The sequence below is a fragment of the Rhodococcus sp. 14-2483-1-2 genome (genome assembly GCF_002259405.1).
In the GTDB taxonomy this organism is placed as follows: Bacteria; Actinomycetota; Actinomycetes; order Mycobacteriales; family Mycobacteriaceae; genus Rhodococcoides.
The window spans coordinates 356,499-382,624 of record NZ_NPFW01000021.1; the positions used below are offsets into that span (position 1 = coordinate 356,499).

Genomic DNA, 26,126 nt, shown 5'->3' on the forward strand with positions numbered 1-26,126 from the left:
CCCCGATCCTAATGACGACTCGGCGCCGGACGCAGTCGGTCTGCCGGGCCCGCAACGGCCGCCATGTGAGCTAGCGTGACCGCCATGACCGACACCGAGCTGATCGAGGGACCACTTCACGCCGTGCACACCGAATTGGGCGCGACATTCGCACCTTTCGGCGGCTGGACCATGCCGGTGTCGTATGCCGGTGTCGTCGTCGAGCACACGGCAGTGCGAGAGGCCGTTGGCCTCTTCGACGTCGGGCATCTCGGCAAGGCGTCGGTGACCGGACCTGGAGCAGCTGCGTTCGTGAACTCCGTGCTCACCAACGATCTGAACCGAATCGAACCGGGCAAGGCGCAGTACACCCTGTGCTGCACCGAATCCGGCGGTGTCGTCGACGACCTGATCGCGTACTACGTCTCGGACGAGGACGTCTTCCTGGTGCCGAACGCAGCCAACACGGCGGCGGTCGTCGCGGCGATGGCAGAGCAGGCACCCGACGGGGTTTCGGTGGTGAACCAGCATCGTGAGTTCGGAGTGCTCGCCGTGCAAGGACCGAAATCGACCGAGGTCCTGCAGGAACTGGGGCTGCCGACCGACATGGACTACATGGCATTCGAGGACGCCACCTGGAATTCGGTGGCGGTCCGCGTCTGCCGGACCGGATACACCGGCGAACACGGCTACGAGCTCGTTCCTCCTGCGGGAGATGTGGAACCGCTCTTCCGGGCACTCATGGCTGCCGTGCGATCGCGTGGAGGGCAGGTGTGCGGGCTCGGTGCACGCGACACGTTGCGCACCGAGATGGGGTACCCGTTGCACGGACACGAACTGGCGCTGGACATCTCGCCGCTCGAGGCACGCTGCGGCTGGGCGATCGGGTGGAAGAAGGACACGTTCTGGGGCAAGGAAGCCCTGTCCACCGAGAAGGCGAGCAGACCGGCGCGAGTGCTGCGCGGACTGAAGGCCCTCGAACGCGGTGTGCTGCGCCCCGGCCTCGCCGTCAGGGCTTCGGGACAGCAGATCGGAACGACGACGTCCGGCACGTTCTCGCCGTCGCTCAAGATCGGAATCGCACTCGCCCTGCTCGACGCGGAAGCCGCTCCTGAGGTGGGCACGGAGGTGGAGGTCGACGTTCGTGGGCGAGCGTTGCGCTGCGAAGTGGTCGCGCCGCCGTTCGTCGCAGCGAAGACCAGGTGACCGCGCGAGAGCTCGGTGACGTTGACGATAGGATCTCCGGCATGACAGGTGTTTCCGAATTCACGCACGTGCAGCATTCCTCGCCCGCCACTGCCGCGGAGCGCGACGCGGTGCTCGCTGCACCCGGTTTCGGAAAACACTTCACCGACCACATGGTGTACATCGACTACACCCGTGAGAGCGGTTGGCACGATGCGACGATCGCGCCGTACGGTCCGATCGAACTCGACCCCGCAGCGATGGTCCTGCACTACGGCCAGGCCATCTTCGAAGGACTCAAGATCTACCGTCAGCCGAACGGCGACCTCTCGACTTTTCGGGTCGACTCCAACGCCGAGCGTTTCCGCTCCTCGGCTCGCCGTCTGGCGATGCCGGAGTTGCCGGACGAGCTGTTCATCGGATCGATCGAGAAGCTTCTCGAACTCGACCACGACTGGGTTCCCGCGGCCGGCGGCGAGGACGCGCTGTACGTCCGGCCGTACATGTTCTCCACCGAGGCCGGGCTCGGTGTGCGCCCCGCCGACTCGTACCGCTACATGTTGATCGCCTCGCCCGCGGGCGCGTACTTCCCCCGCGGCGTCAAGCCGGTGAGCGTCTGGCTGTCCACCGAGTACGTCCGGGCGGCTCCGGGCGGAACCGGTGCGGCGAAGTTCGCGGGCAACTACGCCGCGTCACTGCTCGCGCAGGCGCAGGCGAGTGACGAGGGATGCGACCAGGTGGTGTGGCTCGACGCCACCGAGCGTCGCTACGTCGAGGAGATGGGCGGGATGAACCTGTTCTTCGTCTTCGGCTCGGGCTCCGACGCGCGTCTGGTGACGCCCTCGCTGTCCGGATCGCTCCTCCCCGGCATCACCCGTGACTCGCTGCTGGCCCTGGCGACGGATGCAGGTATTCCCGTCGAAGAGCGGCGGATCTCCACCGAGGAGTGGCGCAAGGGTGCCGATTCGGGTGAGATCACCGAGGTGTTCGCATGTGGCACGGCAGCGGTCATCACACCGGTGGGCAGCGTCAAGTCCACCGAGGGAACGTTCGAGATCGCAGGCGGCGAGCCGGGCGAGATCACGCTCGCACTGCGTGACACGCTCACCGGCATCCAGCGCGGAACGTTCGCCGACACGCACGGCTGGATGACGACGCTCCGCTAGCTCCCCACGAGCAGACCGATCGCGGCCAGCGCGGTGGTGGTCTCGATCCCGGCTCCGAGCACGTCGCCGGAGAGCCCGCCGAAGCGTCGGACGCAGTGCCGAGTGGCCAGTGTCCCGAGCACCAGAACGGCGACGACCACCAGCGGTCCCTGCCACGGGTGGTCGGGCTCTGCGAACACCGAGATCGCTACTGCGACAACCACCCACAGCGCTGGAGTCACGTTCGACTGCGTGCCTGCGACCAGTGCACCGAAACCGTTCGGAGACGACGCGGCCGTGCCCCGGCGGCAGGCGAGCACCACCGACACCCGGCCGATCACCGGCAGGACAGCGATCGCCCACCACAGCTGCTGCTCCGCGAGCTGGCCCAGGCCCGCGGCCTGAACCGCCAGAACGAGTGCGATGGTCGCAACTCCGAACGGCCCGGCACTGCCGGACTTCATGACTTCTCGCGCGCGCTCGGGAGGTCCGTAACAGCCCAGTCCGTCTGCGGTGTCGGCCAACCCGTCGAGATGCATCCCCCGAGTGAGCAGTGCCGTGGCCGCGACGGCGATCAGTCCGCCGAGCAGGGGAGACAGGCCTGCCGTCATCGATGCCCACAGAATGATCGCGCTGATGGCGCCCAGGGCGATGCCGACGATCGGAGCGAGCGCTATCGCGCGCCCGGCGGAGTCCCTGTCGACCTCGTCCGGGCCACGTACAGGCAGCACCGTCAGCCAGGAGAACGCGAGCACCAGTGCATCGGCTCGCCCGCGCACCGTCAGTGCTCTTCGATACTGCTGTGGGCTTCGATATCGCTGCGGGCTTCGCTGTCGCCGGTACTGACACCGGAGTCGGCGAAGGTGGCCATCGAATTCAGGGTGCCGACACCCGCACGAACCAGAGGCAACGCCGCCAGCGCACCCGAGCCTTCCCCGAGGCGCATCTCCAACTCCACGATCGGCTCGAGACGCAAGTGCCGCAACGCAAGTGAATGGGCAGGCTCGGCCGAACGATGCCCGGCAACCCACCAGCTGCGTGCCCCGGCTGCCGCGTCCTCGGCCACCAGAGCGGCCGCTGTCACCACCAGGCCGTCCAGAATCACGGGGGTTCGCCGATGCGCGGCCTGGGCGAGAAAGCCGGCGAGGGCCGCGATGTCGGCTCCGCCCGCGACCCGCAGCAGATCGGTTGGGTTCTTCGCGACCGGTCGTGCTCGACGCATCGCGTCCCGGATCGCTGCGGTCTTCCTGATCCACCCGGCATCGTCGATTCCGGTGCCGCGACCGACAGCGGCAACCGGCTCGGTGTCGGTCAGGGTGGCGATCAATACCGTTGCAGGAGTGGTGTTTCCGATACCCATGTCGCCTGCGATGAGAAGATCTGCGCCGCCGTCCACTTCTTCGTCGGCGATGGCGGCTCCGGCGGCGATCGCGGCCAGAACCTCGTCCTCGGTCAGTGCGTCCTCGCGGTCGATCGATCCGCTGGACCGTCGAATCTTGAACGCGGACACAGAGGAATCCGTATCGGCGTCGACAGCGATGTCGACAACCCGAACCGCGGCACCGGCGATATCGGCGAGCACATTGACCGCGGCACCACCGGCGCGGATGTTCTCGACCATCTGCGCCGTCACCTCGGGAGGGTACGCAGAGACCCCGTGCGCAGCGACGCCGTGATCGCCTGCGAACACGACGACTCGCACTCGTTCGAGAGAGCGCGGCGGGCAGGTGTCCTGGCAGGCGGCGATCCACTCACCGAGCGCCTCGAGGCGACCGAGGCTGCCGGCAGGCTTGGTCAATTCCCGTTGCCGGTCCGCGGCGGCCGATCGAGCCGAGTCGGATGGAGCGGTCACCGGACGGAACGGCGATGACGCCGAATTCTCTTCCGAAAGAATTGTCACACTGTGCCTTTCGCGGTGATGAAGTCCGCCGGAGGTTCCTTGAGAGTCAGCGCGAGTCCCGCGACGACCAGCAGAACCCTGTCACACACTGCTGCGAGCCGAGAATTGAGCAAGCCCAACTCGTCTCGGAAGAGGCGACCGGAACGGGATTCGGGCACCACGGACAGGCCGACCTCGGGACTGACCAAGACGAGAGTGGAGGTGCAGTCCGCGACCGCCCCCACCAGGTTGTCGACAGCCGGTGCGATGGTGCCGCGGGGGAGCTCCCACGCCTGCGCGTCGTCGAGCATTCCCGTCAGCCACGTTCCGAGATCGTCGACGACGGTGGTGCCGTCCCACGGCTGCGACAGGACTCCCGACAGTGTTGCGACGGTTTCGACAGTGGACCAATGTGTCGGTCTCGACGCGCGATGACGGTCGATGCGGAGCTGCCAGTCCTCGTCCGTGGCGTCGCGCCTACCGGTGGCGAGATAGCGAACCGGCTCGAGAAGGGCAAGCGACTCGGCGTGCCCGGACTTACCGGATCTGGCTCCACCGAGCACGAGGGTTCGTCTCGGTTCGCCCACCGACGTCAGACGGCCTCGCCGGCGCTGACTCGCGGCTTGGGAGCGCGCATCTTGCGGATCTGGGACGCACGAACGAAGGCGTACCAGCCGATCTTGAAACCGCCGTCGGTGGTCTCGGGGAACCGCACCCGAATCTTGTTGTTGATCATCTTGCCGAGGTAGACGCCCTCGCCGACCATGAAGAGCATCATGACGAACATGCCGAGGGTGACGTATTGCTGCACCTGAGGCTGCAGGAACAACGCGAAGATCAGGATCAGCGCGAGTGGCATGAACAGACCAACGAGGTTGCGCCGCGCGTCGACGATGTCGCGCACGTAGGCGCGGACCGGACCCTTGTCTCGCGGGAGCAGGTACTTGTCGTCGCCCGCAAGCATGCGTGCGCGTCGTTCGGCTGCGGCGGCGCGTCGCTCGTTGGACGCGGCCTTGCGATCTTCCTTGCTGCCCTTGTTCGCCTTGCGACGCTCGCGTGCCTCTTTGCTCGTCAGCGGAGCAGGAGCAACCGGTCCGCGACGCCGGGCCTCGGCGTCACGGCGCTTGGGGGTCGGTCGGCCCTTGCCGAGAGACACCGAAGTGGTCGCGTCGCTCCCGGCCGTCGTCGACTCGGATTCGTTCGAGTCGTTTCCGTCCGAATTGTCAGAGTTTCCACGGCGTAGCAGCTTCACGCACTCAGAGTATGGGATGACTCGTCGGTGTCGAACACCGGCCAGGTCAGCGGCGAAACAGCGGATGCCGTTCCGGCGCTGCAGCCCTAGACTTCCGACGATGCGAGTGATGATTGCGCCGGATTCGTTCGGAGACACCCTGACTGCCGCGGCCGCGGCGGAGGCCATCGCCAGGGGATGGGCCTCGGTTCGTGAGAACGATCGACTCGAACTCGCGCCCCAATCCGACGGCGGCCCCGGCTTCGTCGAGGTCCTGGCCTCGCGCATCGGCACCGTGCACTCCGCGGACGTCGACGGGCCACTCGGCAACCCGGTCCGAGCCCACTGGCTGCTCGACGGTACGGCGGCGTACATCGAATCGGCCCAGGCCTGCGGTCTGCATCTGCTCGGCGGCCCGCCCACCACACTGTCTGCCCTGAAGGCAAGCAGCTACGGCGTCGGCCAGCTTCTCGACGCCGCCCTCGATGCAGGCGCTCGTACGGTGTTCGTCGGACTCGGCGGAAGCAGCTGCACCGACGGCGGGCGCGCGATGATTCGTGCATTGGGCGGACTCGGCGCGGCAGTCGCGCGGTTGTCGGACATCGACCTCGTCGCCGCGTCGGACGTGGAGAACCCGCTGCTGGGCGATACCGGTGCAGCCCGCGTGTTCGGCCCGCAGAAGGGTGCCGACGCGGACACCGTCGCTCGGCTGGAGGAGTTCAACACCGATTGGGCCGCAGTGCTCGCTGCCGCCGGTTACGACGTGGCAGATCGTGCCGGCGCCGGAGCCGCAGGCGGACTGGGAGCCGCTCTGTTCGCACTCGGCGGCAGGCAGCTTCCCGGTGCCGTCGTGGTGGCCGAACGGACCGGTCAGCAAGAACTTCTGGACTCCGTCGACCTGGTTCTGACCGGTGAGGGCAAATTCGACTCGCAATCGCTGCGAGGGAAGCTGGTGACCAGAATCGCTGCCGCGGGCGGCGCGACCGGGATCGACACGATCGTGCTGGCGGGACAGGTCACCTTGTCCGAGGACGAACTGGCCTCGGCGGGTATCTCGTCAGCGCATTCGATCAGTGAGTTCGCGGGATCGGTGGAGCTGGCGATGTCCGACGCGGCGAACCAGCTCGAACAGCTGGCCGCGCGCGTCGCGGCCGACGTTGCCGAAACCTCGGTCGAACCGAGGCGGCGAGCGTGAGGAATAGAGCCACCGGGAGTACGGTTGAGTAATTCACGGGTTGTACGACTGATAGGGAGAGCCCATGACCGTTTCGAATGAGACCACAACGACCGAAACCACGGCGCACAAGGTCACCATGACGGAGACCGCATCGACCAAGGCCAAGGCGTTGCTGGATCAAGAAGGCCGCGACGACCTCGCTCTGCGCATCGCCGTGCAGCCAGGTGGTTGCGCAGGACTGCGCTACCAGCTCTTCTTCGACGACCGAAGCCTCGACGGCGACCTCGCGGTCGACTTCAACGGCGTCACCCTCGCGGTGGACCGGATGAGCGCTCCCTACGTGGAGGGTGCATCCATCGACTTCGTGGACACGATCGAGAAGCAGGGCTTCACGATCGACAACCCGAACGCCACGGGATCGTGCGCGTGCGGCGACTCGTTCAACTGAGCTGACTCGTTCTCGACTGTGACCGGTACACGCACGCGTGTATCGGTCACAGTGGTGTCTGCCTGTCAACACCCCAGCATTTCCGAACCGAAAGGCCCTCCTTCGTGACTCTCGCGGTATCCGGCTCGATAGCGACCGACCATCTGATGCGATTCTCCGGACGGTTCGCCGAGCAGATCGTCGCCGACCAGCTCTCGAACATCTCGTTGAGCTTTTTGGTGGACGATCTGGTCATCCGCAAGGGCGGCGTCGGCGGCAACATCGCATACGCACTCGGAGTGCTCGGCGGTGCGCCACTGCTCGTCGGAGCTGTGGGACCGGACTTCTCCGAATATCGGAGCTGGCTCGAAGAGCACGGAGTCGACTGCAGTGGTGTGAGCGTGTCCGCTACCGCGCACACGGCCCGCTTCGTCTGCACCACGGACGAGGACATGGCGCAGATCGCGTCGTTCTACCCCGGAGCGATGAGCGAGGCCCGTGATATTTCCATCGAGGCACTGGCAGCGCAGCACTCGATGGACCTGGTTCTGATCGGTGCCAACGACCCCGACGCCATGACGGCGCACACGGCGCAGTGCCGCGCTGCCGGCATCCCGTTCGCGGCCGACCCGTCACAGCAGCTCGCCCGGCTCGACGCCGCGCAGGCAACCGACTTGATCGACGGTGCCGCGTACCTGTTCACCAACGAGTACGAATGGGCGCTTCTCAAGCAGAAGACCGGAATGTCCGACGCAGATATCGCCGCGAAGGTGGATCTGCGTGTCACCACCCTGGGTAAGCGGGGCGTCGACATCGTCGCCAAGGGCGGCGAACACACTCACATCGGTGTCGTACCCGAGACGAGCAAGGTCGACCCGACCGGTGTCGGCGACGGTTTCCGAGCAGGTTTCCTCACCGCGCACATGGCCGGAGCCAGCATCGAACGTGCAGCGCAGCTCGGTTCGCTCGTGGCCGTGCTGGTACTCGAGACCACCGGCACTCAGGAGTGGGATCTCAACCGCGACGACGCCATCAAGCGTCTGACCGCGGCCTACGGTGCCGACGCGGGCGAGGAGATCGGGGCATTGCTCCCCGCCTGATCGAGGTTGTTCGTTCGCCCGCCGGATCAATGTGGCTTTGTTGCACTCCGAGTGACCGAAAGTCGCATTGATCCGCCGGGGACGGTCGTCCAGGTCAGATGTTGACCGGATACTCGGGTTCGGCGATCTGCGGCACGATGCGCTTCTCGACGAAGATGCCGTGCCACACCATGAAGATCAGCAGCGTCCACAGTCGTCGGCTGTGATCGGACTTGCCGGCGCGGTGGTCGTCGAGCATTGCGACGACGGCGGCCTTGTTCAGCAGGTGGTCGGTCTGCGAATCGGCGATCTGCTGGTGCGCCCAGTCGAAGAGTTCCGGGCCGCGCAGCCAATGGCGCAGTGGCACGGGGAATCCCAGCTTGGCGCGGTGCAGCACGTGACCGGGAACGATTCCCTCCAGCGCCTGGCGCAGTGCGTACTTGGTGGTGCTCTTGGTGATCTTCTGCTCGAGCGGAAGCTTCTCGGCGACCTTGTAGACCTCGGAGTCCAGGAACGGAACTCGCAGCTCGAGTGAGTTCGCCATGGTGATCTTGTCGGCCTTGACCAGAATGTCGCCGCGCAGCCAGGTGAACAGATCCAGATGCTGCATCCGAGCAACCGGATCCCAGCCCTGCGACTGCGCATAGATCGGCGCGGTGACGTCCTGATGAGTCCACTCGGATCGGAACTCGCGCAGCACGGATCGCAACTGCGCGTCGTTGAAGCTGCGAGCGTTGCCGTAGTACCGCTCTTCGAGAGTCATCGATCCACGGTTGAGCAGGCTCTTGCCGCGCGTGCCCTCCGGGATTCGCTCGCTCAACGAGCCGGCTGCACGTCGAAGGAAGGCGGGAAGCGACTCGAACGGCTTCAACGACAGCGGTTCGCGGTAGATGGTGTAGCCACCGAACAATTCGTCCGCACCTTCACCTGAGAGCACGACCTTCACGTGCTTGCGTGCTTCCTTGGCGACGAAGTACAGCGGCACCAACGCGGGGTCGGCCACGGGATCGTCCAGATACCAGACGATCTCGGGGATGGACGCCGCGAACTCTTCCGGCCCGACGACCTTCACGATGTGCCGGGCACCGATTGCGGCCGCGGACTCCGCTGCCACGTCGACCTCCGAGTAGCCGTCGCGCTCGAATCCGGTGGTGAACGTGATCAGGTCGGGATTGTGACGAATCGCCAGAGCCGCGATGGCCGTCGAGTCGATGCCGCCCGAGAGGAACGAGCCGACGGTGACGTCGGCACGCATGTGTTTGGCAACCGAGTCCTCGAGTGCCTCGGCGATTTCCTGGTACCGCGCCTTCTCGCTGCCGGGTGCGAAGGGCTGCACCGGAAACTTCGGGGTGAAGTAGCGGGTGACCTTCGGCGAGGTACCGGGGGAGAGGGTGGCGTAGCAACCGGATTCGAGCCGGCGAACGCCTGCGTGCAGGGTTTCGGGCTCCGGGACGTACTGCAGCACCGTGTAGTGCTCAATCGCGCGAGGATCGAGATCGGCGTCGACGCCGAGCAGATCCATCAGCTCGAGCACGCTCTTCTTCTCGCTGCCGAACGCGGTGCCGCCCGGACCGGTGGCCAGGAACAGCGGCTTGATGCCGAAGGGATCGCGTGCGATGAACATCTCGCGAGTCTCGGTGTCCCATACGGCGAACGCGAACATGCCTCGCAGTCGCTGCACGGCGGCAGCGCCCCAGTAGTGGAACGCCGCGACGATCGACTCGCTGTCACCTTCGGTGGTGAACTCGGCACCGTGGTCGCGTGCAAGTTCTGCGCGCAGTTCCAGATAGTTGTAGATCTCGCCGTTGAAGACGAGCGCGTACCGGTTCGGTGATTCCGGCGGACCCCAACGCATCGGCTGATGGGAGTGTTCGATGTCGATGAAGGACAACCGATTGAAGCCGTAGACGACGTCGTCGTCGTGCCAGGTGCCACCGGGTTCGTCCGGGCCACGGTGTCGCATGCAGTGTGTCGCCGAAGCGACGAGTTCGACTCCGGCGGCGGTCGTTCCGTGAGACGTGAGTACTCCGAGCAGTCCACACACGGCGTCTGCTACCTCTTCTCGCAGTTGGGGACAGTGCAGGGGTCCTGGTCTCCGCGAGTGTCGTCAGCGGGACTGTAGATCAGGAACCGAGTATGCCGCAGACACGCTCGGACGTAGGTAACGACCCAAGGGTGGTTCTCCTCGGGCTTTGGTCTACGCTGCGTAGTACTCGGGCATCTCCATGTGGAAGCCCTTATTCTTCAGTGGTGGGCAATCAGGAAGGCGTGAACGTGGCGCAGAGTCGGATCCTTCGGCGAGCGGGGCTGACAGCATTTCTCGGTGTAGCCGCGTTGATGCTGTCGGGCTGTTCCATCAGCAGCGACAACGTACTCAATTTCGGTTTCGCCTCGGGCGTCACCCCTCAGGGGCGACGCATCGGCGACCTGTGGACGTGGTCGGTCATTGCCGCCCTGGTCATGGGCATCATCGTGTGGGTTCTGATCTTCTGGGTGGTGCTGTTCCACCGTAAGAAGAAGAGCTCACCGGAGTTCCCCCGCCAGACGGCGTACAACGTTCCGCTCGAGCTGTTCTACACAGCGGTTCCGTTCGTGATCATCGCCGTCCTGTTCTACTTCACCGTGGTGGTGCAGAACTACGTCGACGAGAAGCAGGCCGATCCCGACGTCCAGGTGGATGTCACGGCGTACCAGTGGAACTGGAAGTTCGGATACCGGACCATCGACCTCAAGGACGGTGCCGCCAAGTACGAGGGCACCGACGAGGAAGAGCAGGCTGCCGCCGAGGCCGCCGCCACCCCGGGCGAAGGTGCCGAGGGCAGCGAGGACGGCGAGTTCGTTCCGGGCCCGATCAACGGAGCATCCACGCAGGACCTGTCGTACCTGCACTACAACAAGATCGAAACGGTCGGCTCCAGCGAAGAGATCCCCGTCCTGGTTCTGCCCACCGGCAAGCGCATCGAATTCGTGCTCGCGTCCTCGGACGTCATCCACGGATTCTGGGTCCCGGAATTCCTGTTCAAGCGTGACGTTCTCCCGAACCCCGAGGAGAACCACTCCGACAACGTGTTCCAGATCAGCGAAATCGAACGCGAAGGCTCCTTCGTCGGACGGTGCACCGAGATGTGTGGCACCTTCCACTCGATGATGAACTTCGAGGTGCGTGCCGTGTCTCCGGAGCGGTTCGAGCAGTACATCGAACTTCGCAAGCCCCTGTCCGAAGGCGGAGAAGCGCTGACCAATGCGCAGGCGCTCGAAGCCATCGGCGAGAGCCCCGTCGCAACGAGCACCGCGCCGTTCTCGACCGACCGCACCGTCCGAACAGCCGCTGTCGCTGAAGGCAACTGACCAAGGAAGCATGCTGATATGAAAATCGAAGCCAAGATCTTCGAAATCCTCACTGTCTTCTTTCTCCTGGTCGGCATCGTGTACACGTTGTTCACGGGCCTGAGCCGCACAGGAGTCGAGTGGGCCGGAGTCACCGCGATCTTCCTGTCGGTGGGTCTGACCTTGATCATCGGTACCTACTTCAGGTTCGTCGCCCGACGCCTGGACACGCGCCCCGAGGACTTCGACGACGCCGAGGTGAGCGACGGCGCAGGCGACCTCGGCTTCTTCAGCCCCGGCAGCTTCTGGCCGATCGTGCTGGCAGCAGCGGCATCCGTCACCGCCATCGGATTCGCGTTCTTCCAGCCGTGGCTCATCGCCCTGGGCGTCGTGTGCGTCATCGCTGCGGCCGCAGGTTTGGTCTTCGAGTACCACGTGGGTGCCGAGCGCCACTGACTCCACCAGCTACACCCGGAAAGGGCCCCGGTCGTTCTCACGAGCGACCGGGGCCCTTTTCTGCTGTCCGGGGCACAGGCAAGGACGGGATGATCGGCTCACGGCGCAGTGGGGTGTGAACCGGCGCAGATGAACGGGAGAGCTGAACGAGGTGGGGCCGTCAGGAGACGTCGGCCTCCGAGTGGGACCGGACGGAGCTGGACGTCGAATCGGCGAGCGAATCGAGGGAGATGTTCAGCGCACCGCACAATGCGGCGACGGTGAAGAACGCCGGCGTCGGAATTCTGCCGGTCTCGATCTTCCTCAGAGTCTCGACCGAGATACCGGCCGCATCCGCGACGTCGGTCATGGTTCGACCACCACGGGCATGACGGAGAGCAGAGCCGAGCCTGGCACCTCGGGCGAGTTCGCCGGGGGTGAGGGGAATGCGAACCATGACACCGATAGTAATACCGGTGTTCGCAAGCACCTGAGCCGAGAACGGTCGGCACACCGGGTCGGTGGGTCATCCGCCCGGTGGGGGAGGGGAGGGGCCGGCAGGACCTTCGCCGGTGTGGAGCCGTCCTGTAGCGAAGGCTTCGAGCCCGGATAGTCTTCGCAGACAACAAAAGAGGGCGACACCGTTGCCGGTGTCGCCCTCTTTTCGGACTCTGTCAGATGTCAGCGTTCTCTGTCGTTGTCGCTTCGACCCGAAGCGATAGCGGTGTCCTCGTCCGAGTGCAGCCCATTGCCGTTCCCGTTCGAGTGGCCGTTGCCATTGGCATGGCCATTCCCGTTCGAGTGGCCATTGCCGTTCGAGTGACCGTTGCCGTGGATGCCCGCCTGGTAGTTGCGGAGCATCGTGAGCTGCTCGTGCTCACCCTTGTGGTGGGCGTCTTCGAGAGCCTTGCTCTGTGCCACCGGATCCGGCGTGAACAGCGATCCCGAGCCGGGCTTTCCGGCCGAGCCGAGCTTGTTCATCTTCTTCGGTACGGGTGCGCCCTGGTAATCGAGGGGAATCGGGTGTCCGTGATCGTCGACCGGTCCGAGCGGCTGGTGGATTTCCACGTACTGGCCGTGCGGGAGTCGCTTGATGATTCCGGTTTCGATGCCGTGCTCGAGAACAGCCCGGTCACTGCGCTGCAGTCCGATGCAGAATCGGTATGCAATGAAGTACGCGAGCGGGGGCATGGTCAGAATTCCGATACGACCGATCCACGTCATCGCGTTCAGCGAGATGTCGAACTTGTATGCGATGAGGTCGTTGATGCACGAGAGCGTGAGGATCACGTAGAACGTGAGGGCCATCGCGCCGATCGCGGTACGCACCGGAACGTCGCGGGGACGCTGCAGCAGGTTGTGATGCGCAGTGTCTCCGGTGAGACGCTTCTCGATCCAGGGGTAGGCGATCATCACGGTGAAGACGAGACCCATGATCACTGCCACCCAGAACACTGCCGGGATGGTGTAGCGGCCGGCGATGTATATCTCCCAGGCAGGCCACAGTCGTGCCATGCCGTCGGTCCACATCAGATAGAAGTCGGGCTGTACGCCTGCCGACACTTGCGACGGGTTGTACGGTCCGAGATTCCAGATCGGGTTGATCTGGAGCAGTCCGCCCATTGCTGCCAGTACACCGAAGGTGACGGCGAAGAAGGCACCGGACTTGACTGCGAAGACCGGGAGAATACGAACGCCGACGACGTTCTGCTCCGTGCGGCCCGGTCCGGGGAACTGCGTGTGCTTCTGGTACCAGACCAGGGCCAGGTGGGCTGCGATCAGCGCCAGGATGATGGCCGGTAGAAGAAGCACGTGAGCGACGTACAGGCGCGGGATGATGATCGTGCCGGGGAAGTCGCCGTCGAAGATGAGCCAGTGCATCCACGTGCCGATGATCGGGATGCTCATCGTGATGCCACCGAGAGCGGCGCGGAGGCCGGTGCCGGAGAGCAGATCGTCGGGGAGCGAGTAGCCGAAGAAGCCCTCGAACATCGCGAGGATGAGCAGCAGGCAACCGATGACCCAGTTGGCCTCACGCGGGCGACGGAACGCACCGGTGAAGAAGATGCGCATCATGTGCACGATGATCGACGCCGCGAACATCAGAGCGGCCCAGTGGTGAATCTGCCGCATGAACAGACCGCCACGAACCTCGAACGTGATGTCGAGAGCGGTGGCGTATGCCCTGGACATCGTCACGCCGTTGAGGGGGGTGTACGCACCGTCGTACACGACTTCGCTGAGCGACGGATCGAAGAACAGGGTGAGGAACACACCCGAGATCAGCAGGATGACGAAGCTGTACAGCGCGATCTCACCGAGCAGGAACGACCAGTGCGTGGGGAAGACCTTGTTGATCTGGCGACGCAATCCCGGCGCCAAGTGGTAACGACTGTCTACGCCGTCGGCCTGCTTGGCGGCGAGGGTTTGCAATGTACTCATGAGTCACGCTCCGGACGACGTTCCCAGAAGGCGGGTCCAAGAGCTTCGGTGAAGTCTCCCGAAGCGACGAGGAATCCCTCTTCGTTGACAGTGATGGGAAGTTGGGGCAGCGCACGCGCAGCCGGTCCGAAGATCGGCTTGCCGTACTCGAGCGCGTTGAACTGCGACTGGTGGCAAGGGCACAGAATTCGGTTGGTCTGCTGCTCGTACAACGATGTCGGGCAACCCAGGTGCGTGCAGATCTTCGAGTAGGCGAAGTAATCGCCGTAGTTGAAGCTTTCTTGGCCCTTGCGCTTGACGACGGTGCTGGCGGCGTCCGGGCGAAGGCGGATGAGCATGACCGAGTTACGAACACCGCGCAGAGATACGAGCAGGTCGTGCTCGCTCTCGCGGTCCGCTTCGCGGAACGGGAAGACGGTCTCCATGGCACCAGCGTCCAAGTCCTCGGGCCGAACGAGAACGACATCTTCCGGTCGCCCGGTGTCTCGTCGGAGGTAGATGGTCTCTCCATCGTAGCGAGGAGTCCAGCCGGATACCCACAACGGAGAATCTTCGCCCTTCGCCCACGGGTTCTTGATCAGGCCACCGAGGGGAAGCAGCGCCATGACGCCGAGTGCGCCACCACCGAATACCAGCGATCGCTTGATCACCTTGCGACGACCGATGGTCGACGTGTCGAGGGAGTCGCCCAGCTCGGCGACGAGCGTCTTGCGGTCCGTCTCCGACGAACCACCGTCGTGGCGATCCTGGATCGAGACCTCTTCCGGGATGAACTTCTTGGTGAACTGCACCGCGCCGACACCGACCGCGAGGATCGCCAGGCCCATCGTGCCGCCGATCAGCGGGGTGTACAGCGAGTAGGCCAGGTAGTTCTCTTCGCCGATGCCGGCGTACTGCCACGGCCAGAACAGGTAGATACCGATGAACGCGACTGCGGCGAGACCGGCGATCGTGAACCAGATCGCGACGCTGCGCTCGGCGCGCTTCTCGGCGCGGGTACCTTCCACAGCCCAACGGTTGCGGCGGAAAGCGACGTCGACGCCGTCGAGGTTGGTACCGAGCTCGACCAGTTCGTCGCGGCTCATCGCGGCGAGCTCTTCGTCGGTGTACTTCTTGTCCGCGTTCACGCCTTCGGAACCGGTCGCATCCTTGCGTCCGGATTCGTCGTCGTTGTTCGCGTCCTTACGGCCGGAATCGCCGTCGGTCATGATCTAGCTCCGATCCACAAAGTTGCTCCGACGACGGCGATGATGCCGACCGTCCAGATAGCGATCATCTCGGTACCGGGACCGAAGCTTCCGATGCTCCAACCGCCTGCGGGAAGCGTTTCCTGGGCCGACTTGACGTACGCGATGATGTCGGACTTCTCCTCGATCGTCAGCTGACGATCGGAGAACTTCGGCATGTTCTGCGGACCGGTGACCATCGCGGTGTAGATCTCCTGCTCGTTGGCAGGGCCGAGGGACGGTGCGAACTTGCCCGAGGACAGAGCGCCGCCTTCACCGGTGAAGTTGTGGCAGGAAGCGCAGTTGAGACGGAACAGTTCGCTGCCGCGTCCGATGTCGCCGCCGCGCAGCGACTCCTGGGCGATCTCACCGTTCTCGTCGCGGATGACCGTGGGTCCGCCGCCGTTGGCGTTGATGAACGCACCGAGGGCGTCGATCTGCTTGTCGTTGAACTTCGGCGGCTTGCGCATCGCCTGTGCCTCGTTGCGAACGGCGGGCATACGGCCGCTCGACACCTGGAAGTACACGGCTGCTTCGCCGACGCCGATGAGGCTCGGTCCGCGATCCTGAACACCCTGCAGGTTGGCACCGTGGCACGTGACGCAGGACGTGTCGTAGAGCTGCTTGCCCTCGCGGATCAGCGCTGCCGAATCGGTATCGGCGGTCGCGACCTGCGGGGTCGGCGTCAGAGCCGAAGCGAGGAACCCTGCGCTCAGAAGGCCCATCATCAGTACGAGCGCACCGGTGATGCGCCGGCGCGTCTTACGCTGCCGTCTCGTCTTGGAGGCGGCGTTGTCGTCGGATGCTGCTGGGGGAGATGAACTCATCTTCTATCCCTTGTCGTGTCGGGACGGACCGAACGTCGGGGGCTGAATCCGTTCGCTCGTTATCTTTGGCGTGCTGACTGTCACTAGCGGATGAAGTAGATCGTTGCGAAGAGGGCAATCCAGACGATGTCGACGAAGTGCCAGTAGTACGAAACGACGATGGCGGCGGTGGCCTGCGCGGGCGTGAACTTACTGACCAGCGTCCTGGTGATCAGGAACACGAAGGCGATGAGTCCGCCGATCACGTGCAGTCCGTGGAAGCCGGTCGTGATGTAGAAGACCGAGCCGTACACGCTGCTCGAGAGCGTCGTGCCCTCGTGGACCATGTGGTAGTACTCGTACGCCTGGCCGGCCACGAAGAACGCGCCCATGACCAACGTGATGATGTACCAGCGGCGCAGTCCGAAGACGTCACCTCGCTCGGCGGCGAACACGCCCAGCTGGCAGGTGAACGACGATGCGATCAGCACCGCGGTCACCGGCACAGCGAGAGCGAGGTTCAGTTCCGTCGGCTCCGGCGGCCAGATTCCGTTCGCCTGGGCGCGTGCGACGAAGTACATCGCAAACAGCCCGGCGAAGAACATGAGTTCACTAGACAGCCACACGATCGTGCCGACGCTGACCATATTGGGGCGGTTCAGCGAGTGCACGCGTTGGGTGATTGCCGATCCTTGAGTCCCTACAGCGCTCGTCACAAAGAGAAGTATGACCCGTCGTAGTACGGAAGGCATATCCGGGTCCGCTCTTGGCGCGTCGTGTCGGAACGAATCCGAGTGCCTCCTTGTTCCCGTGCTGGTGGAAGGCCCTGTACGGGCCGGTAGGGTCCAGTCGTGCAAGGCTGGCCTCATGGCAAAGCGCACCGAAGGTGGATGGTTTCGGAGACTGTTCTCGCGATCGACGGACGAACGTCTGGACCCCACCCGCGACGACCTGGTGACAGTGGCGAGTTGCTTCGACGACGCACAGGCATGCTCGGCCGTGCTCGACGAAGCGGCGAGGACCCAGCCGGTGTGGACGGAGGCGTCGGACGTGCTGCTTCGGCACCATCTGCTGTTGCCCGCTCACGAAGTGGAGGACGCCGCGTCCGTCGCGGCGCAGGACGGTTACGAAGTCGGACCGAACGTCGAACTCGCGGACAGCGAGGGCTATCGCCCGAAGGTCGACGACGGCGTCCCTCTGGTGCTGCAACGTGTGCAGGTGCTCGACGCCTTGCACTGCTCGCAGGAGCGTTCTCGCATGGCGGGCCTCGCTCAGCGTCGAGGGGGAGCCGTACTCGGCTGGGACGCGCTGCAGCCCGCGCAGCCCGACGCAGCGTCTGGCTAAGCTTCCACGGCACCGAGTGCATCGACGGCAGAAGGGCACGGCAGAACCACCATGACCGCAGCGATCAGCGACGAACAGCCGCGAACCTGGCGTCGAATCCTCGGCGCGTTGACGAACCACACCGACCTGTCCAGCGCCGACACCGGCTGGGTCATGGACGAAATCATGGCCGACAACGCGACAGCCGCGCAGATCGCAGCCTTCGGCGTAGCGCTCAAGATGAAGGGCCCGACGCCGGCGGAGGTGAACGGGCTGGCCGAGTCGATGCTGGCGCACGCAGTGCTGGTGCACACCGACACCGACGCCGTCGACGTCGTGGGGACCGGAGGGGACGGAGCAGACACCGTCAACATCTCCACGATGGCCGCCGTCGTCGTCGCTGCCAGCGGCATCCGAGTCGTCAAGCACGGCAACCGCGCAGCCTCGTCGAAGAGCGGCACGACCGACGTGCTCGAGGCGTTGGGTGTCCGCGTGACACTCGGGGCCGCCGCAGTCGCGGCGAGCGTCGAGCAGGTCGGCATCGGCTTCTGCTTCGCGCCGATCCACCACCCCGCACTGCGCTTCGCTGCCGCACCGCGCAAGGAAATCGGAATCCCCACGGTCTTCAACGTGCTGGGGCCACTGACGAACCCGGGCCGCCCGCGCGCAGGCCTGATCGGCTGCGCGTTCGAGAACCTGGTCCCCGTGGTCGCCGATGTGTTCGCCGCCAGGGGCAGCTCGGTGCTCGTCGTCCGCGGCGACGACGGACTGGACGAGATCACCCTGTCGACCACCACGACCGTGCACGTGGTGTCCGGTGGTTCGGTGAAAGTCGAGACGATCGACCCGCTCGACTACGGCATCGCCCGAGCGCCCATCGAAGCTCTGAAAGGCGGAGACGCCCAATTCAACGCAGCCGTGGCGCATCGCGTGTTCGCCGGTGAACACGGCCCCGTCCGCGACGCAGTACTGCTCAACGCGGCCGCAGCGATGGCAGCGCACCATGGCGTGTCCGGCGACCTCCACACCCGGATCGAAGCCGGATTGGCCACTGCCGCAACGACAGTCGATTCGGGCGCGGCAGCACGTCTGCTCGCCGATTGGGGTCGATGCACCAACGAACTCGTCGACTGACGTAGAGGACGCCTACTCGCCGATCGAGAAGCCGGCATCGACATCGGCGCTCGAATAGGACTGGAACGCAATGTGAGTGGTGGTGCTGCGCACTCCCCGCACACGATTGATGTGCTTGGTGATGACCTCTGCGATCGAAGCATGATCGCGAACCTTGACGATGGCGATCAAATCGACATCCCCAGCACACGAGTAGACCTCCGACACCCCGTCGACATCGGCAACGGCCTGAGCCGCCTCCGGAATCAAGTCGGCCTCGGCGTCGATCAAGACGATGGCATTGATCATCTGTGCTCCTCAAGCATCTCGAGCTCGGTGTCCGACGCGAGCTACCCCCAGACCCTAGTTGCTGCCGTGCTGCAAGAGTCGTTCCGCAGGCTCCAATCCTGCCCTGAACGGTCGTTCCGCAGGCTCCACTCCTGCCCTGAACGGTCGTTCCGCAGGCTCCACTCCTGCCCGTGCTGCTTCTCGCGCCGTCCGACACCACGACTCCCACGAACCCGCCGACCGTGCCGGGCTGCAGTACCCACTGCTCGTACGCACGATCCGGACTCCGTCCGTACGCAGCCAGGCCGCAATCAGTCCGACTTCCTCCGGCGGCGCGCCGCGAAGCGGGGTGGTATCGGGCAGCACCGTCTCGGCCGACGCGGTGATGGCATCGACAACAGGCATCGGATGCACTCCGCGCGGCGCGACGGCAGCGCCGGCCAGACGCCCGAAGCGCACCACGATCAACTCCCACCCGCCGTCGGACGTCCGCTTCGCCGCAACCAGTTCGGCAATGGTGGCCACTGCTGCCGATCGGTGCATCCTGCGCAGTGCATCGACGGTGATCGCGATCCGGTCGCGTAGACGAGCTGCCGTCTCGTACAGCTCCTTGTCCGCCAACTCGGCGACGCGGCTGCGCATGGAATAGAGAACGGCATCGTCCTGACCGCACACGAGGGCGAGAAACTGTGTCGGGGCGTCCGAGTACTCGTCGGCCGTCAACGGGCCGGACAGTGCCGCTGGGCAGCCTCCGACGTCGGTTGCCGGACAGTGGTCACCGTGTCGGACCGAGCGAGCCAGACGTCGAGTGCACGTTCGTAGGCGGCAGAACTCCGCGACGAGCGCAGCGGCCTCGGCGGCGTCGCCGCGAACCGAGAACGGTCCGAGGCTGTTCGGTGTCGGTGTGCGAACGATCGACAGGCGGGGAAACGCCTCGTCGGTCAGGGTGATCCACCACCCCTTCCTGGGAAACTTCGAGCGGCGGTTGTACGGCGGGATGTGCGCCGAGAGCAGCCGTAGCTCGCGGACTCCGGCCTCGAGCGCGTGCGCACACTCGACGTGGTCGACGCGAGTGGCCAATGCGACCATCTCCTTCATCCGGCCTCTCGTCTCCGAGCCGGTGAAGTAGTTGCGCACGCGTCGCTTGAGGTTGTTGGACGTACCGACGTACAGCACCTCGTCGGACGGGCCGCGGAACAGATAGACGCCGGGGGTGCCGGGTAGATGAGCAGCCAGGCCGCGTTTGGCGCGCTGGCCGGCCGACACCGCGGGTAGGTAGTCGACCAACTCGGCGTAGCTGTGGACTCCCTGATTGCCCACACGTTCGATGAGGCCGTGCAGAACGTCGACGGTCGCCCGGGCGTCGTCGAGTGCGCGGTGGGTGGGCCTGGTGCCGGACCGGAACAACGTCGACAGTGCGGACAGCTTCACCGACGGGGCCTCGTCGCGCGTCAGAACTCGACGAGCCAGCTTGACGGTGCACAGCACCTGAAACCGTGGCCACGTGATGTCGAGACGACTGGCGGCCGCTTTGAGGAAGCCCGTGTCGAAGCCGGCGTTGTGCGCCACCAGCACCGAACCGCGCGCGAATTCGAGGAAACCGGGCAGGACCCGTTCGATGCGCGGCGCGCCGATGAGCATCGCCGATGTGATGCCGGTCAGCTCGACGATGTACGGCGGGATGGATCTGCCCGGGTCGATCAGGGTGGCGAACTCGCCGAGAATTTCGCCGCCTCGAACCTTGACTGCCCCGATTTCGGTGATGGCCTCGGTGTCCGCGCTACCACCGGTGGTCTCGAGGTCGACGACGACGAACGTCGTCTCGTGCAGGGGGGTGTCGAGTTCGTCGAACGTCAGCTGGATGGGCAGGCTCACCGGGACGACGTTAGGGCCGACCTCCGACAAGAACGCTCAGCGCGCCGCCGAACGTCGTCGTGTCACGAAACCTGTCGGTGCCCGACGCTATCTTTCGCTTCGTCGGCCGATTCGGCCGCCGGAAACCGCAAAGAGACAAGGATCACAATGATCATCGACTGCAGTGACTGCCTGGTCCGTGACATCGCCTGCGCGGACTGCGTCGTGACGGTGCTTCTCGGGGCTCCGGGGATGCCGTCGAGATCGGACGGGCGGTGGGTCGGTCCGCCGTCTCGTATCACTCTCGAGCAGGAAGAACTCGGTGCCATGGGTGTGCTCGCCGATGTCGGTCTCGTGCCCACTCTCAAGCTCGTCGTGAACGACGAGGACACCGCCGAGGTTCCGTTGTTATCGACTCGTGACACACCGGGGGATCAGCGCGCCGGCTAGCGAGAATCGGGGCGAATTCACTCGCCTCGGCGAGTTGGGGTCGACACAGGGGTATGCCATTTCGTAACCTTCCTGAGACCTTGCGGAGTCTCGCCAGTCCAAACCGGAGTGGCGTCGCAAGTCACCGCCTAATCGTTCACTCGCGAGAGTGTTCGTACCGGGAACCCGATATCTACTGGGGTGAATCCCGCTGAGCCACCACACGGTGGCCGGTGGGTAGGGCTGCTCTTCCCAGCCCGAACCCGTCAGCTAACTCGGTCGGCGGACGATAGGAAGAAACGGAGCACCATCTTTCGTGGCGTCACAACTTTCCAACCGATCATTGCGGCGAGTCCTCGTAGCCGGAGCGCTCACGGCAGGCGTGGTCATTCTTCCCGCTGCGCCCGCAATGGCGGCCCCCCTCACCATTCCCGGCGTCGGAACCTTCGAGATTCCTGACATCCCGGGCCTCCCTCCCCTCAACATTCCCGGTGTGCCTGCGCCTGGTGCGCCGTTGGCACCCCAGGTCACCCCGGCAGCGAAGGCCGTTCAGGCCGCAGAATCCAAGATCGGAGCACCGTACGTGTACGGCGCTTCGGGTCCGGATTCGTTCGACTGCTCCGGCCTCGTTCAGTGGGCGTACAAGCAGGCCGGCATCAGCTTGCCCCGTACGAGCTACGACCAGGCGGCCGCAGGCACTCCGGTCTCGCGCGACAGCCTCGCCCCCGGCGACGTCGTCTCGTTCTACGACGGATCGCACTCGGGCATCTACGTCGGCAACGGCAATGTCGTGCATGCATCCACGTCCGGCGTGCCGGTCAAGGTTGCTCCGCTTGCCTCGATGCCGTTCGACGGTGCTCGCCGTTACTGATTCGAGCGACCGACGTCTGCTGTGATCGACCGACAGGGTCGAGCCGTTCATCGGCTCGGCCCTGTCGGCGTATCCGGACACGGACCGCGCGACACGCCGGTCCGGTGGACAGGGAAGCATCCAGTTCGTAATCTGATCGAGACCTGGTCGATGTTTATTTTGTGACCTGTCACCTCGAACCCCCGTCGATTTCGGACCGTGTTCACGTCCGCGCCCGTAAGAGCATGGGTATGGTTCGTTTTCGGTCTACTTTTCCAACCGTTGCCTCGGTCGAGGTGACATCTGTGAGGACGGAGAGTCGCTTTCCGTGGCGATATCGAGATCTACCCGAGCGTTGCGTACGGCCCGTAACTCGCTGGTTGCTGTTGCACTGACCGCATGCATCGCCGTGGTGCCGACGACGACGGCGACCGCGCAGCCGGGATTCGGTTCGGCGTCCGACGCGCAGACCGAGCTCGCCGAGCTTTCTCGCCAGTCCGAGCAGACCACCGAATCTCTGCACAATGCTCAGATCGATCTCGACGCCAAGAACCAGCAGCAACTCGACGCGCAGGTCGTCGTCGACCAGAGCCGTGCCGCGGTGGACGCAGCGCAGGCTCAGTTGGAGCAGCTCAAACCGGCCATGGACAAGGTCGCCAACGTCAACTATCAGGGCGCGCGGACCAACCGACTGTTCGCCGTCATGGTCAGCGACTCGCCACAGCAGTTGCTCGACCAGATGTCGGCGCTGGATGTGATCTCTGCGGAGACCGCCGACCAGGTTGCTCGTTTCAAGCAGGCGAGCTCGGATGCCGAGACGGCCGAGCAGGCCGCAACGACGGCCGCCGAGCAGGCGCGCGTCGCCGCGGAACAAGCCAAGGCCGTCAGCGACGACCTCCAGGCCAAGCAGAGTGAGCTGCAGGGGCAGATAGCCGAGGTCATGGCCGCCTACAGTGCGCTCTCGTCCTCGGAGCAACTGGCTCTGGCCGGTTCGGCCCTGCCCGACGGATTCGACCCCGCCACGATTCTGCAGAACCTGACGCCGGGATCGGGTGCCAGTGCGCTGCAGGCCGGCCTGACGCAGATCGGCAAGCCGTACGTGTGGGGCGCAACCGGCCCGGACGGCTTCGACTGCTCAGGGTTGGTCGTATGGGCGTACAAGCAGGTGGGCAAGACGTTGCCGCGGTCGAGTCAGGCGCAGGCGGCAGGCGGAACTCCGGTGGATCAGAAGGATCTGCAGCCGGGTGACGTCGTCCTGTTCTATCCGGACATCTCACACGTCGGCATCTATGCCGGAAACGGCAACGTGCTGCATGCCTCCACCTTCGGTGTTCCCGTGAAGGTGCAGTCGATGGCTTCGTTCCCGTACTACGGGGCGCGTCGATACTGAGGGTGTGTCTCGACGATCGACTGACGGCGGCATGAACGCCTCGAACCGGCCATCCGGGTTGCAGGTTCTCCTCCGATCGTCATGGCTGCGTTGGACAGCGGTCGTGGTCGTCGCAATCGTGGCCGTCTCGGTCGTCCTGATTCACCGATTCGACAGCACGTCCAGTGCCGGGACCGCCGACGTGACGGTCGCTCAGGCCCCGCCGACCTACGATCAGCAGCGCCGCGCCGATGTGACCGTCCTCCTCGACCAGTGGGCGCGGGCGGTTCGCTCCGGAGATCTCGATGCACTGCGCGAGTTGATGGATCCGCAGGCCGACCCCGACTTCGTGGAAGCACAGATGCGTCGGGCGGCAGTGGTTCCGGGCGTCCCCTTCGCCGAGTTCGGCTACGACCTGGGTGACGACCCCGAGACCCCGGTGCCGCCGCCGATCGCCGCGGCGCTCGATTCCACCGATGTGTGGGCACCCTCGGTGTATCTGCGTTACGCGGTCACCGGTCCGGACGCATCGCCGACGCGGCGGCCGGTCTCACTGGTCGTGGCCGAGCGGGACGGTCGGTGGCGGCTGGTCGACGACGCGGACCTGACCGAGTATCGACGCCACACCTGGCGTGGGCCGTGGGATTTCGGCCCTCTGACCGTGCGATCGGTGCCCACCGCGGCCGGGACATCGGTGGTCATGGGCCATCCGGACCGCGAGCAGTTCGTCGAGAGCCTCGCGGCCGAACTTCCGTCGGCAACCGCAGCCGTCACCGACTTCTGGGGAGACGACTGGGCGCGCGACGGGCTGGTCTTCGTCGCATCCTCCGCGGAGGAGTTCGCCGAACTGACGGGATCCGATCCGTCCACCGATGTGGCCGCGGTGACGGTGTCCGACGCGGTTGCGGGGGACGGCTCCCGGCCGACGGGTCAGCGAGTGGTGTTCGGTCCCGACGCGGCGACGCGGTTGACTGCGTTCACCGTGCGCTCGGTTCTGCGACACGAGTTGACTCATGTGGCGGCGAGGACGCGGACGTCCGACGGTACGGAGTTGTGGGTGTCGGAGGGGTTCGCCGACTATTCCGGGTACCGAAATTCGGGTGCCGACTTCGGGCAACTTGCGCCCACGCTCGCGGCGATCGTGGCGGCGGGTGGACCGCCGACGGTGCTGCCGAAGAACGAGGACTTCGGGGCCGGTGGTGCCCGGTCGAGTGTGGCCTACGAATCGGCGTGGTCGGTGTTCGCATTCGTGGCCGATCGGTTCGGGGAGTCGACCCTGCGCTCGTTGTACGAAGCTCTCGCGTCCGAGAGCTCCACCGATTCTGCCTTCGCGTCGGTGCTGGGGTCGGACCGAGCACAGTTCGTGGCCTCGTGGGGCGACTGGGTGGCTCGCCAGGCCCGCTGAGACGGGGCGCTACGGTTGACGCCATGCGTCGTACTCTGCTCGTGACGAACGACTTTCCGCCTCGCCCGGGTGGAATCCAGTCCTATCTGCACAGCTTCGCCTCGCAGCTGCCGGCCGACGAGCTGGTGGTCTACGCACCTCGGTGGCGCGGCGACTCGCACGAGAAATTCGACGCCAGGCAGCCGTTCGAGGTGATCCGGCATCCGACGACTCTGATGCTGCCCACTCCGCTCGTCGCGCGTCGGGCAGCTCGAATCCTGAAGTCCCGAGACTGCGATTCGGTGTGGTTCGGTGCGTCGGCTCCGCTGGCCGTGATGTCGTCGCACCTGCGCAAGGCCGGGGCGGAGCGCATCGTGGCGAGTACGCACGGTCACGAGGTCGGTTGGTCGATGGTGCCGGGCGGGCGGGCGACTCTGCGCACGATCGGCGCGAACACCGACGTGGTGACCTACGTCAGCAAGTACACCCGGGGGCGCTTCAGCTCGGCGTTCGGTCGGACCGCAGCGCTCGAGCACCTGCCGCCCGGTGTCGATACCGATCGCTTCGTGCCCGACGACGCTGCACGAGCGGAACTGCGCGCGCGCTACGGCCTCGGTGATCGCCCGACCGTTCTGTGCCTGTCCCGGCTCGTTCCGCGCAAGGGTCAGGATTTCCTGGTCCGGGCGCTCCCGGGGATCCGCCGGGCCGTCGACGGTGCGGTTCTGGTGATCGTCGGCGGCGGGCCGTACGAGAAGACTTTGCGCGAGCTCGTTCGATCCACCGGCATGGAGCAGCACGTGGTGTTCACCGGTACCGTGCCGTCGGCGGAGCTCGCCGCCCACCACACCATCGCCGACGTGTTCGCGATGCCGAGCCGAACCCGAGGCGCCGGTCTCGATGTCGAAGGTCTCGGCATCGTCTACCTCGAGGCGTCTTCCTGCGGAGTACCCGTTGTCGCAGGCATGTCCGGGGGAGCGCCGGAAGCGGTGCAGCACAACAAGACCGGCCTCGTCGTCGACGGGACGTCGGTCTCGGACATCACCGACGCGATCGTGAAGATCCTGTCCGATCGCACGCTGGCCACGCAGATGGGCAACGCCGGCCGCGCATGGGTCGACGCGGAATGGCGCTGGGACGTACTGACGGAAAAGCTGCGTTCGTTGATCTAGGCAGTACGG

General features: G+C 65.3%; 26 protein-coding genes and 1 riboswitch. Of the genes, 14 read left to right on the top strand and 12 right to left on the bottom strand.

Annotated elements, in window-relative coordinates:
- The first annotated feature begins 84 nt into the window (after positions 1-84).
- Both gcvT and CH295_RS20165 read left to right on the top strand, forming a co-directional pair.
- Positions 85-1,185, top strand: a complete 1,101-nt coding sequence (gene gcvT / locus CH295_RS20160; RefSeq protein WP_094741742.1) for a glycine cleavage system aminomethyltransferase GcvT — start codon at positions 85-87, stop codon at positions 1,183-1,185.
- A gap of 41 nt (positions 1,186-1,226) precedes the next feature.
- Complete coding sequence (locus tag CH295_RS20165) at positions 1,227-2,330, top strand: branched-chain amino acid aminotransferase (protein WP_037192897.1); 1,104 nt, start codon at positions 1,227-1,229, stop codon at positions 2,328-2,330.
- Here CH295_RS20165 and CH295_RS20170 read toward each other — a convergent pair.
- From CH295_RS20170 to CH295_RS20185, 4 genes are read right to left on the bottom strand one after another with little or no spacing between them, the layout of a single operon-like run.
- Positions 2,327-3,088: an adenosylcobinamide-GDP ribazoletransferase gene (locus CH295_RS20170; RefSeq protein WP_094741743.1), complete on the bottom strand. Its 762-nt coding sequence runs from the start codon at positions 3,086-3,088 to the stop codon at positions 2,327-2,329. The two genes, CH295_RS20165 and CH295_RS20170, sit on opposite strands and share 4 nt — an antisense overlap.
- A gap of 2 nt (positions 3,089-3,090) precedes the next feature.
- The gene (gene cobT, locus CH295_RS20175; RefSeq protein ID WP_094741744.1) at positions 3,091-4,209 is read right to left on the bottom strand and encodes a nicotinate-nucleotide--dimethylbenzimidazole phosphoribosyltransferase; all 1,119 of its coding nucleotides are present in this window, start codon (positions 4,207-4,209) and stop codon (positions 3,091-3,093) included.
- Complete coding sequence (cobU, locus tag CH295_RS20180) at positions 4,206-4,775, bottom strand: bifunctional adenosylcobinamide kinase/adenosylcobinamide-phosphate guanylyltransferase (RefSeq protein WP_037192888.1); 570 nt, start codon at positions 4,773-4,775, stop codon at positions 4,206-4,208. Before cobU ends, cobT begins: the two co-directional genes overlap by 4 nt.
- 5 nt (positions 4,776-4,780) lie before the next feature.
- Positions 4,781-5,440, bottom strand: coding sequence for a DUF3043 domain-containing protein (locus CH295_RS20185; protein ID WP_037192886.1), 660 nt, complete (start codon positions 5,438-5,440; stop codon positions 4,781-4,783).
- 100 nt (positions 5,441-5,540) lie between these two features.
- On the opposite strand from CH295_RS20185, the gene CH295_RS20190 reads away from it, so the two are divergent.
- The 3 genes from CH295_RS20190 (at position 5,541) to CH295_RS20200 (ending at position 8,123) form a co-directional block, all read left to right on the top strand.
- Positions 5,541-6,614, top strand: a complete 1,074-nt coding sequence (locus CH295_RS20190) for a glycerate kinase family protein (protein ID WP_094741745.1) — start codon at positions 5,541-5,543, stop codon at positions 6,612-6,614.
- A gap of 64 nt (positions 6,615-6,678) precedes the next feature.
- The gene (locus tag CH295_RS20195; RefSeq protein ID WP_037192882.1) at positions 6,679-7,044 is read left to right on the top strand and encodes a HesB/IscA family protein; all 366 of its coding nucleotides are present in this window, start codon (positions 6,679-6,681) and stop codon (positions 7,042-7,044) included.
- Between the two features lie 104 nt (positions 7,045-7,148).
- Positions 7,149-8,123: a carbohydrate kinase family protein gene (locus CH295_RS20200; RefSeq protein WP_094635465.1), complete on the top strand. Its 975-nt coding sequence runs from the start codon at positions 7,149-7,151 to the stop codon at positions 8,121-8,123.
- Between the two features lie 94 nt (positions 8,124-8,217).
- Here the strand turns inward: CH295_RS20200 and asnB are convergent, their stop codons facing one another.
- Complete coding sequence (gene asnB / locus CH295_RS20205) at positions 8,218-10,146, bottom strand: asparagine synthase (glutamine-hydrolyzing) (RefSeq protein WP_094741746.1); 1,929 nt, start codon at positions 10,144-10,146, stop codon at positions 8,218-8,220.
- A gap of 224 nt (positions 10,147-10,370) precedes the next feature.
- Between asnB and ctaC the strand changes: the two genes are divergently transcribed.
- Together ctaC and CH295_RS20215 are read left to right on the top strand one after the other, a co-directional pair.
- A complete protein-coding gene (ctaC, locus tag CH295_RS20210; protein ID WP_037193526.1) occupies positions 10,371-11,450 on the top strand; it encodes an aa3-type cytochrome oxidase subunit II in 1,080 nt (359 codons plus the stop codon).
- Between the two features lie 18 nt (positions 11,451-11,468).
- Positions 11,469-11,885 carry a cytochrome c oxidase subunit 4 gene (locus CH295_RS20215; protein WP_037192876.1) on the top strand — a complete coding sequence of 139 codons (417 nt, stop codon included), beginning with the start codon at positions 11,469-11,471 and terminating at the stop codon, positions 11,883-11,885.
- Between the two features lie 160 nt (positions 11,886-12,045).
- Here the strand turns inward: CH295_RS20215 and CH295_RS20220 are convergent, their stop codons facing one another.
- The 5 genes from CH295_RS20220 to ctaE form a co-directional block, all read right to left on the bottom strand.
- Positions 12,046-12,321 (bottom strand): helix-turn-helix domain-containing protein, encoded by a 276-nt coding sequence (locus tag CH295_RS20220; protein WP_037193523.1) that lies wholly within the window; start codon positions 12,319-12,321, stop codon positions 12,046-12,048.
- Between the two features lie 224 nt (positions 12,322-12,545).
- Entirely contained in the window at positions 12,546-14,306 is a 1,761-nt protein-coding gene (gene qcrB / locus CH295_RS20225; protein ID WP_094741747.1) for a cytochrome bc1 complex cytochrome b subunit, read from the bottom strand.
- A complete protein-coding gene (gene qcrA / locus CH295_RS20230) occupies positions 14,303-15,514 on the bottom strand; it encodes a cytochrome bc1 complex Rieske iron-sulfur subunit (RefSeq protein WP_255138312.1) in 1,212 nt (403 codons plus the stop codon). Before qcrA ends, qcrB begins: the two co-directional genes overlap by 4 nt.
- Positions 15,511-16,359 (bottom strand): cytochrome bc1 complex diheme cytochrome c subunit, encoded by an 849-nt coding sequence (qcrC, locus tag CH295_RS20235; RefSeq protein ID WP_037192872.1) that lies wholly within the window; start codon positions 16,357-16,359, stop codon positions 15,511-15,513. The genes qcrA and qcrC overlap by 4 nt, the downstream gene beginning before the upstream one ends.
- A gap of 83 nt (positions 16,360-16,442) precedes the next feature.
- Positions 16,443-17,054 (bottom strand): aa3-type cytochrome oxidase subunit III, encoded by a 612-nt coding sequence (gene ctaE / locus CH295_RS20240; RefSeq protein ID WP_037192869.1) that lies wholly within the window; start codon positions 17,052-17,054, stop codon positions 16,443-16,445.
- Between the two features lie 151 nt (positions 17,055-17,205).
- Between ctaE and CH295_RS20245 the strand changes: the two genes are divergently transcribed.
- Both CH295_RS20245 and trpD read left to right on the top strand, forming a co-directional pair.
- Complete coding sequence (locus CH295_RS20245) at positions 17,206-17,682, top strand: hypothetical protein (RefSeq protein ID WP_094741748.1); 477 nt, start codon at positions 17,206-17,208, stop codon at positions 17,680-17,682.
- Positions 17,683-17,733: 51 nt separating this feature from the next.
- Positions 17,734-18,795 carry an anthranilate phosphoribosyltransferase gene (trpD, locus tag CH295_RS20250; protein ID WP_094741749.1) on the top strand — a complete coding sequence of 354 codons (1,062 nt, stop codon included), beginning with the start codon at positions 17,734-17,736 and terminating at the stop codon, positions 18,793-18,795.
- 12 nt (positions 18,796-18,807) lie between these two features.
- Here trpD and CH295_RS20255 read toward each other — a convergent pair whose 3' ends face one another.
- Both CH295_RS20255 and CH295_RS20260 read right to left on the bottom strand, forming a co-directional pair.
- On the bottom strand, positions 18,808-19,083 hold the full coding sequence (locus CH295_RS20255; protein WP_027497377.1) for an Lrp/AsnC family transcriptional regulator: 276 nt from the start codon (positions 19,081-19,083) through the stop codon (positions 18,808-18,810).
- Between the two features lie 54 nt (positions 19,084-19,137).
- The gene (locus CH295_RS20260) at positions 19,138-20,937 is read right to left on the bottom strand and encodes a DEDD exonuclease domain-containing protein (protein ID WP_094741750.1); all 1,800 of its coding nucleotides are present in this window, start codon (positions 20,935-20,937) and stop codon (positions 19,138-19,140) included.
- A gap of 147 nt (positions 20,938-21,084) precedes the next feature.
- On the opposite strand from CH295_RS20260, the gene CH295_RS20265 reads away from it, so the two are divergent.
- From CH295_RS20265 to CH295_RS20285, 5 genes are all read left to right on the top strand, one after another.
- On the top strand, positions 21,085-21,366 hold the full coding sequence (locus CH295_RS20265) for a hypothetical protein (protein WP_037192862.1): 282 nt from the start codon (positions 21,085-21,087) through the stop codon (positions 21,364-21,366).
- 115 nt (positions 21,367-21,481) lie between these two features.
- A riboswitch (cyclic di-AMP (ydaO/yuaA leader) is annotated at positions 21,482-21,645 on the top strand.
- A 16-nt stretch (positions 21,646-21,661) separates the two neighbouring features.
- Positions 21,662-22,216 carry a C40 family peptidase gene (locus CH295_RS20270; RefSeq protein WP_037192860.1) on the top strand — a complete coding sequence of 185 codons (555 nt, stop codon included), beginning with the start codon at positions 21,662-21,664 and terminating at the stop codon, positions 22,214-22,216.
- A 307-nt stretch (positions 22,217-22,523) separates the two neighbouring features.
- Entirely contained in the window at positions 22,524-23,585 is a 1,062-nt protein-coding gene (locus CH295_RS20275) for a C40 family peptidase (protein ID WP_037192859.1), read from the top strand.
- 103 nt (positions 23,586-23,688) lie between these two features.
- On the top strand, positions 23,689-24,969 hold the full coding sequence (locus CH295_RS20280) for a basic secretory family protein (protein WP_252342113.1): 1,281 nt from the start codon (positions 23,689-23,691) through the stop codon (positions 24,967-24,969).
- A 23-nt stretch (positions 24,970-24,992) separates the two neighbouring features.
- Positions 24,993-26,117, top strand: a complete 1,125-nt coding sequence (locus CH295_RS20285; RefSeq protein ID WP_094741752.1) for a glycosyltransferase family 4 protein — start codon at positions 24,993-24,995, stop codon at positions 26,115-26,117.
- The last annotated feature ends 9 nt before the right edge of the window (positions 26,118-26,126 follow it).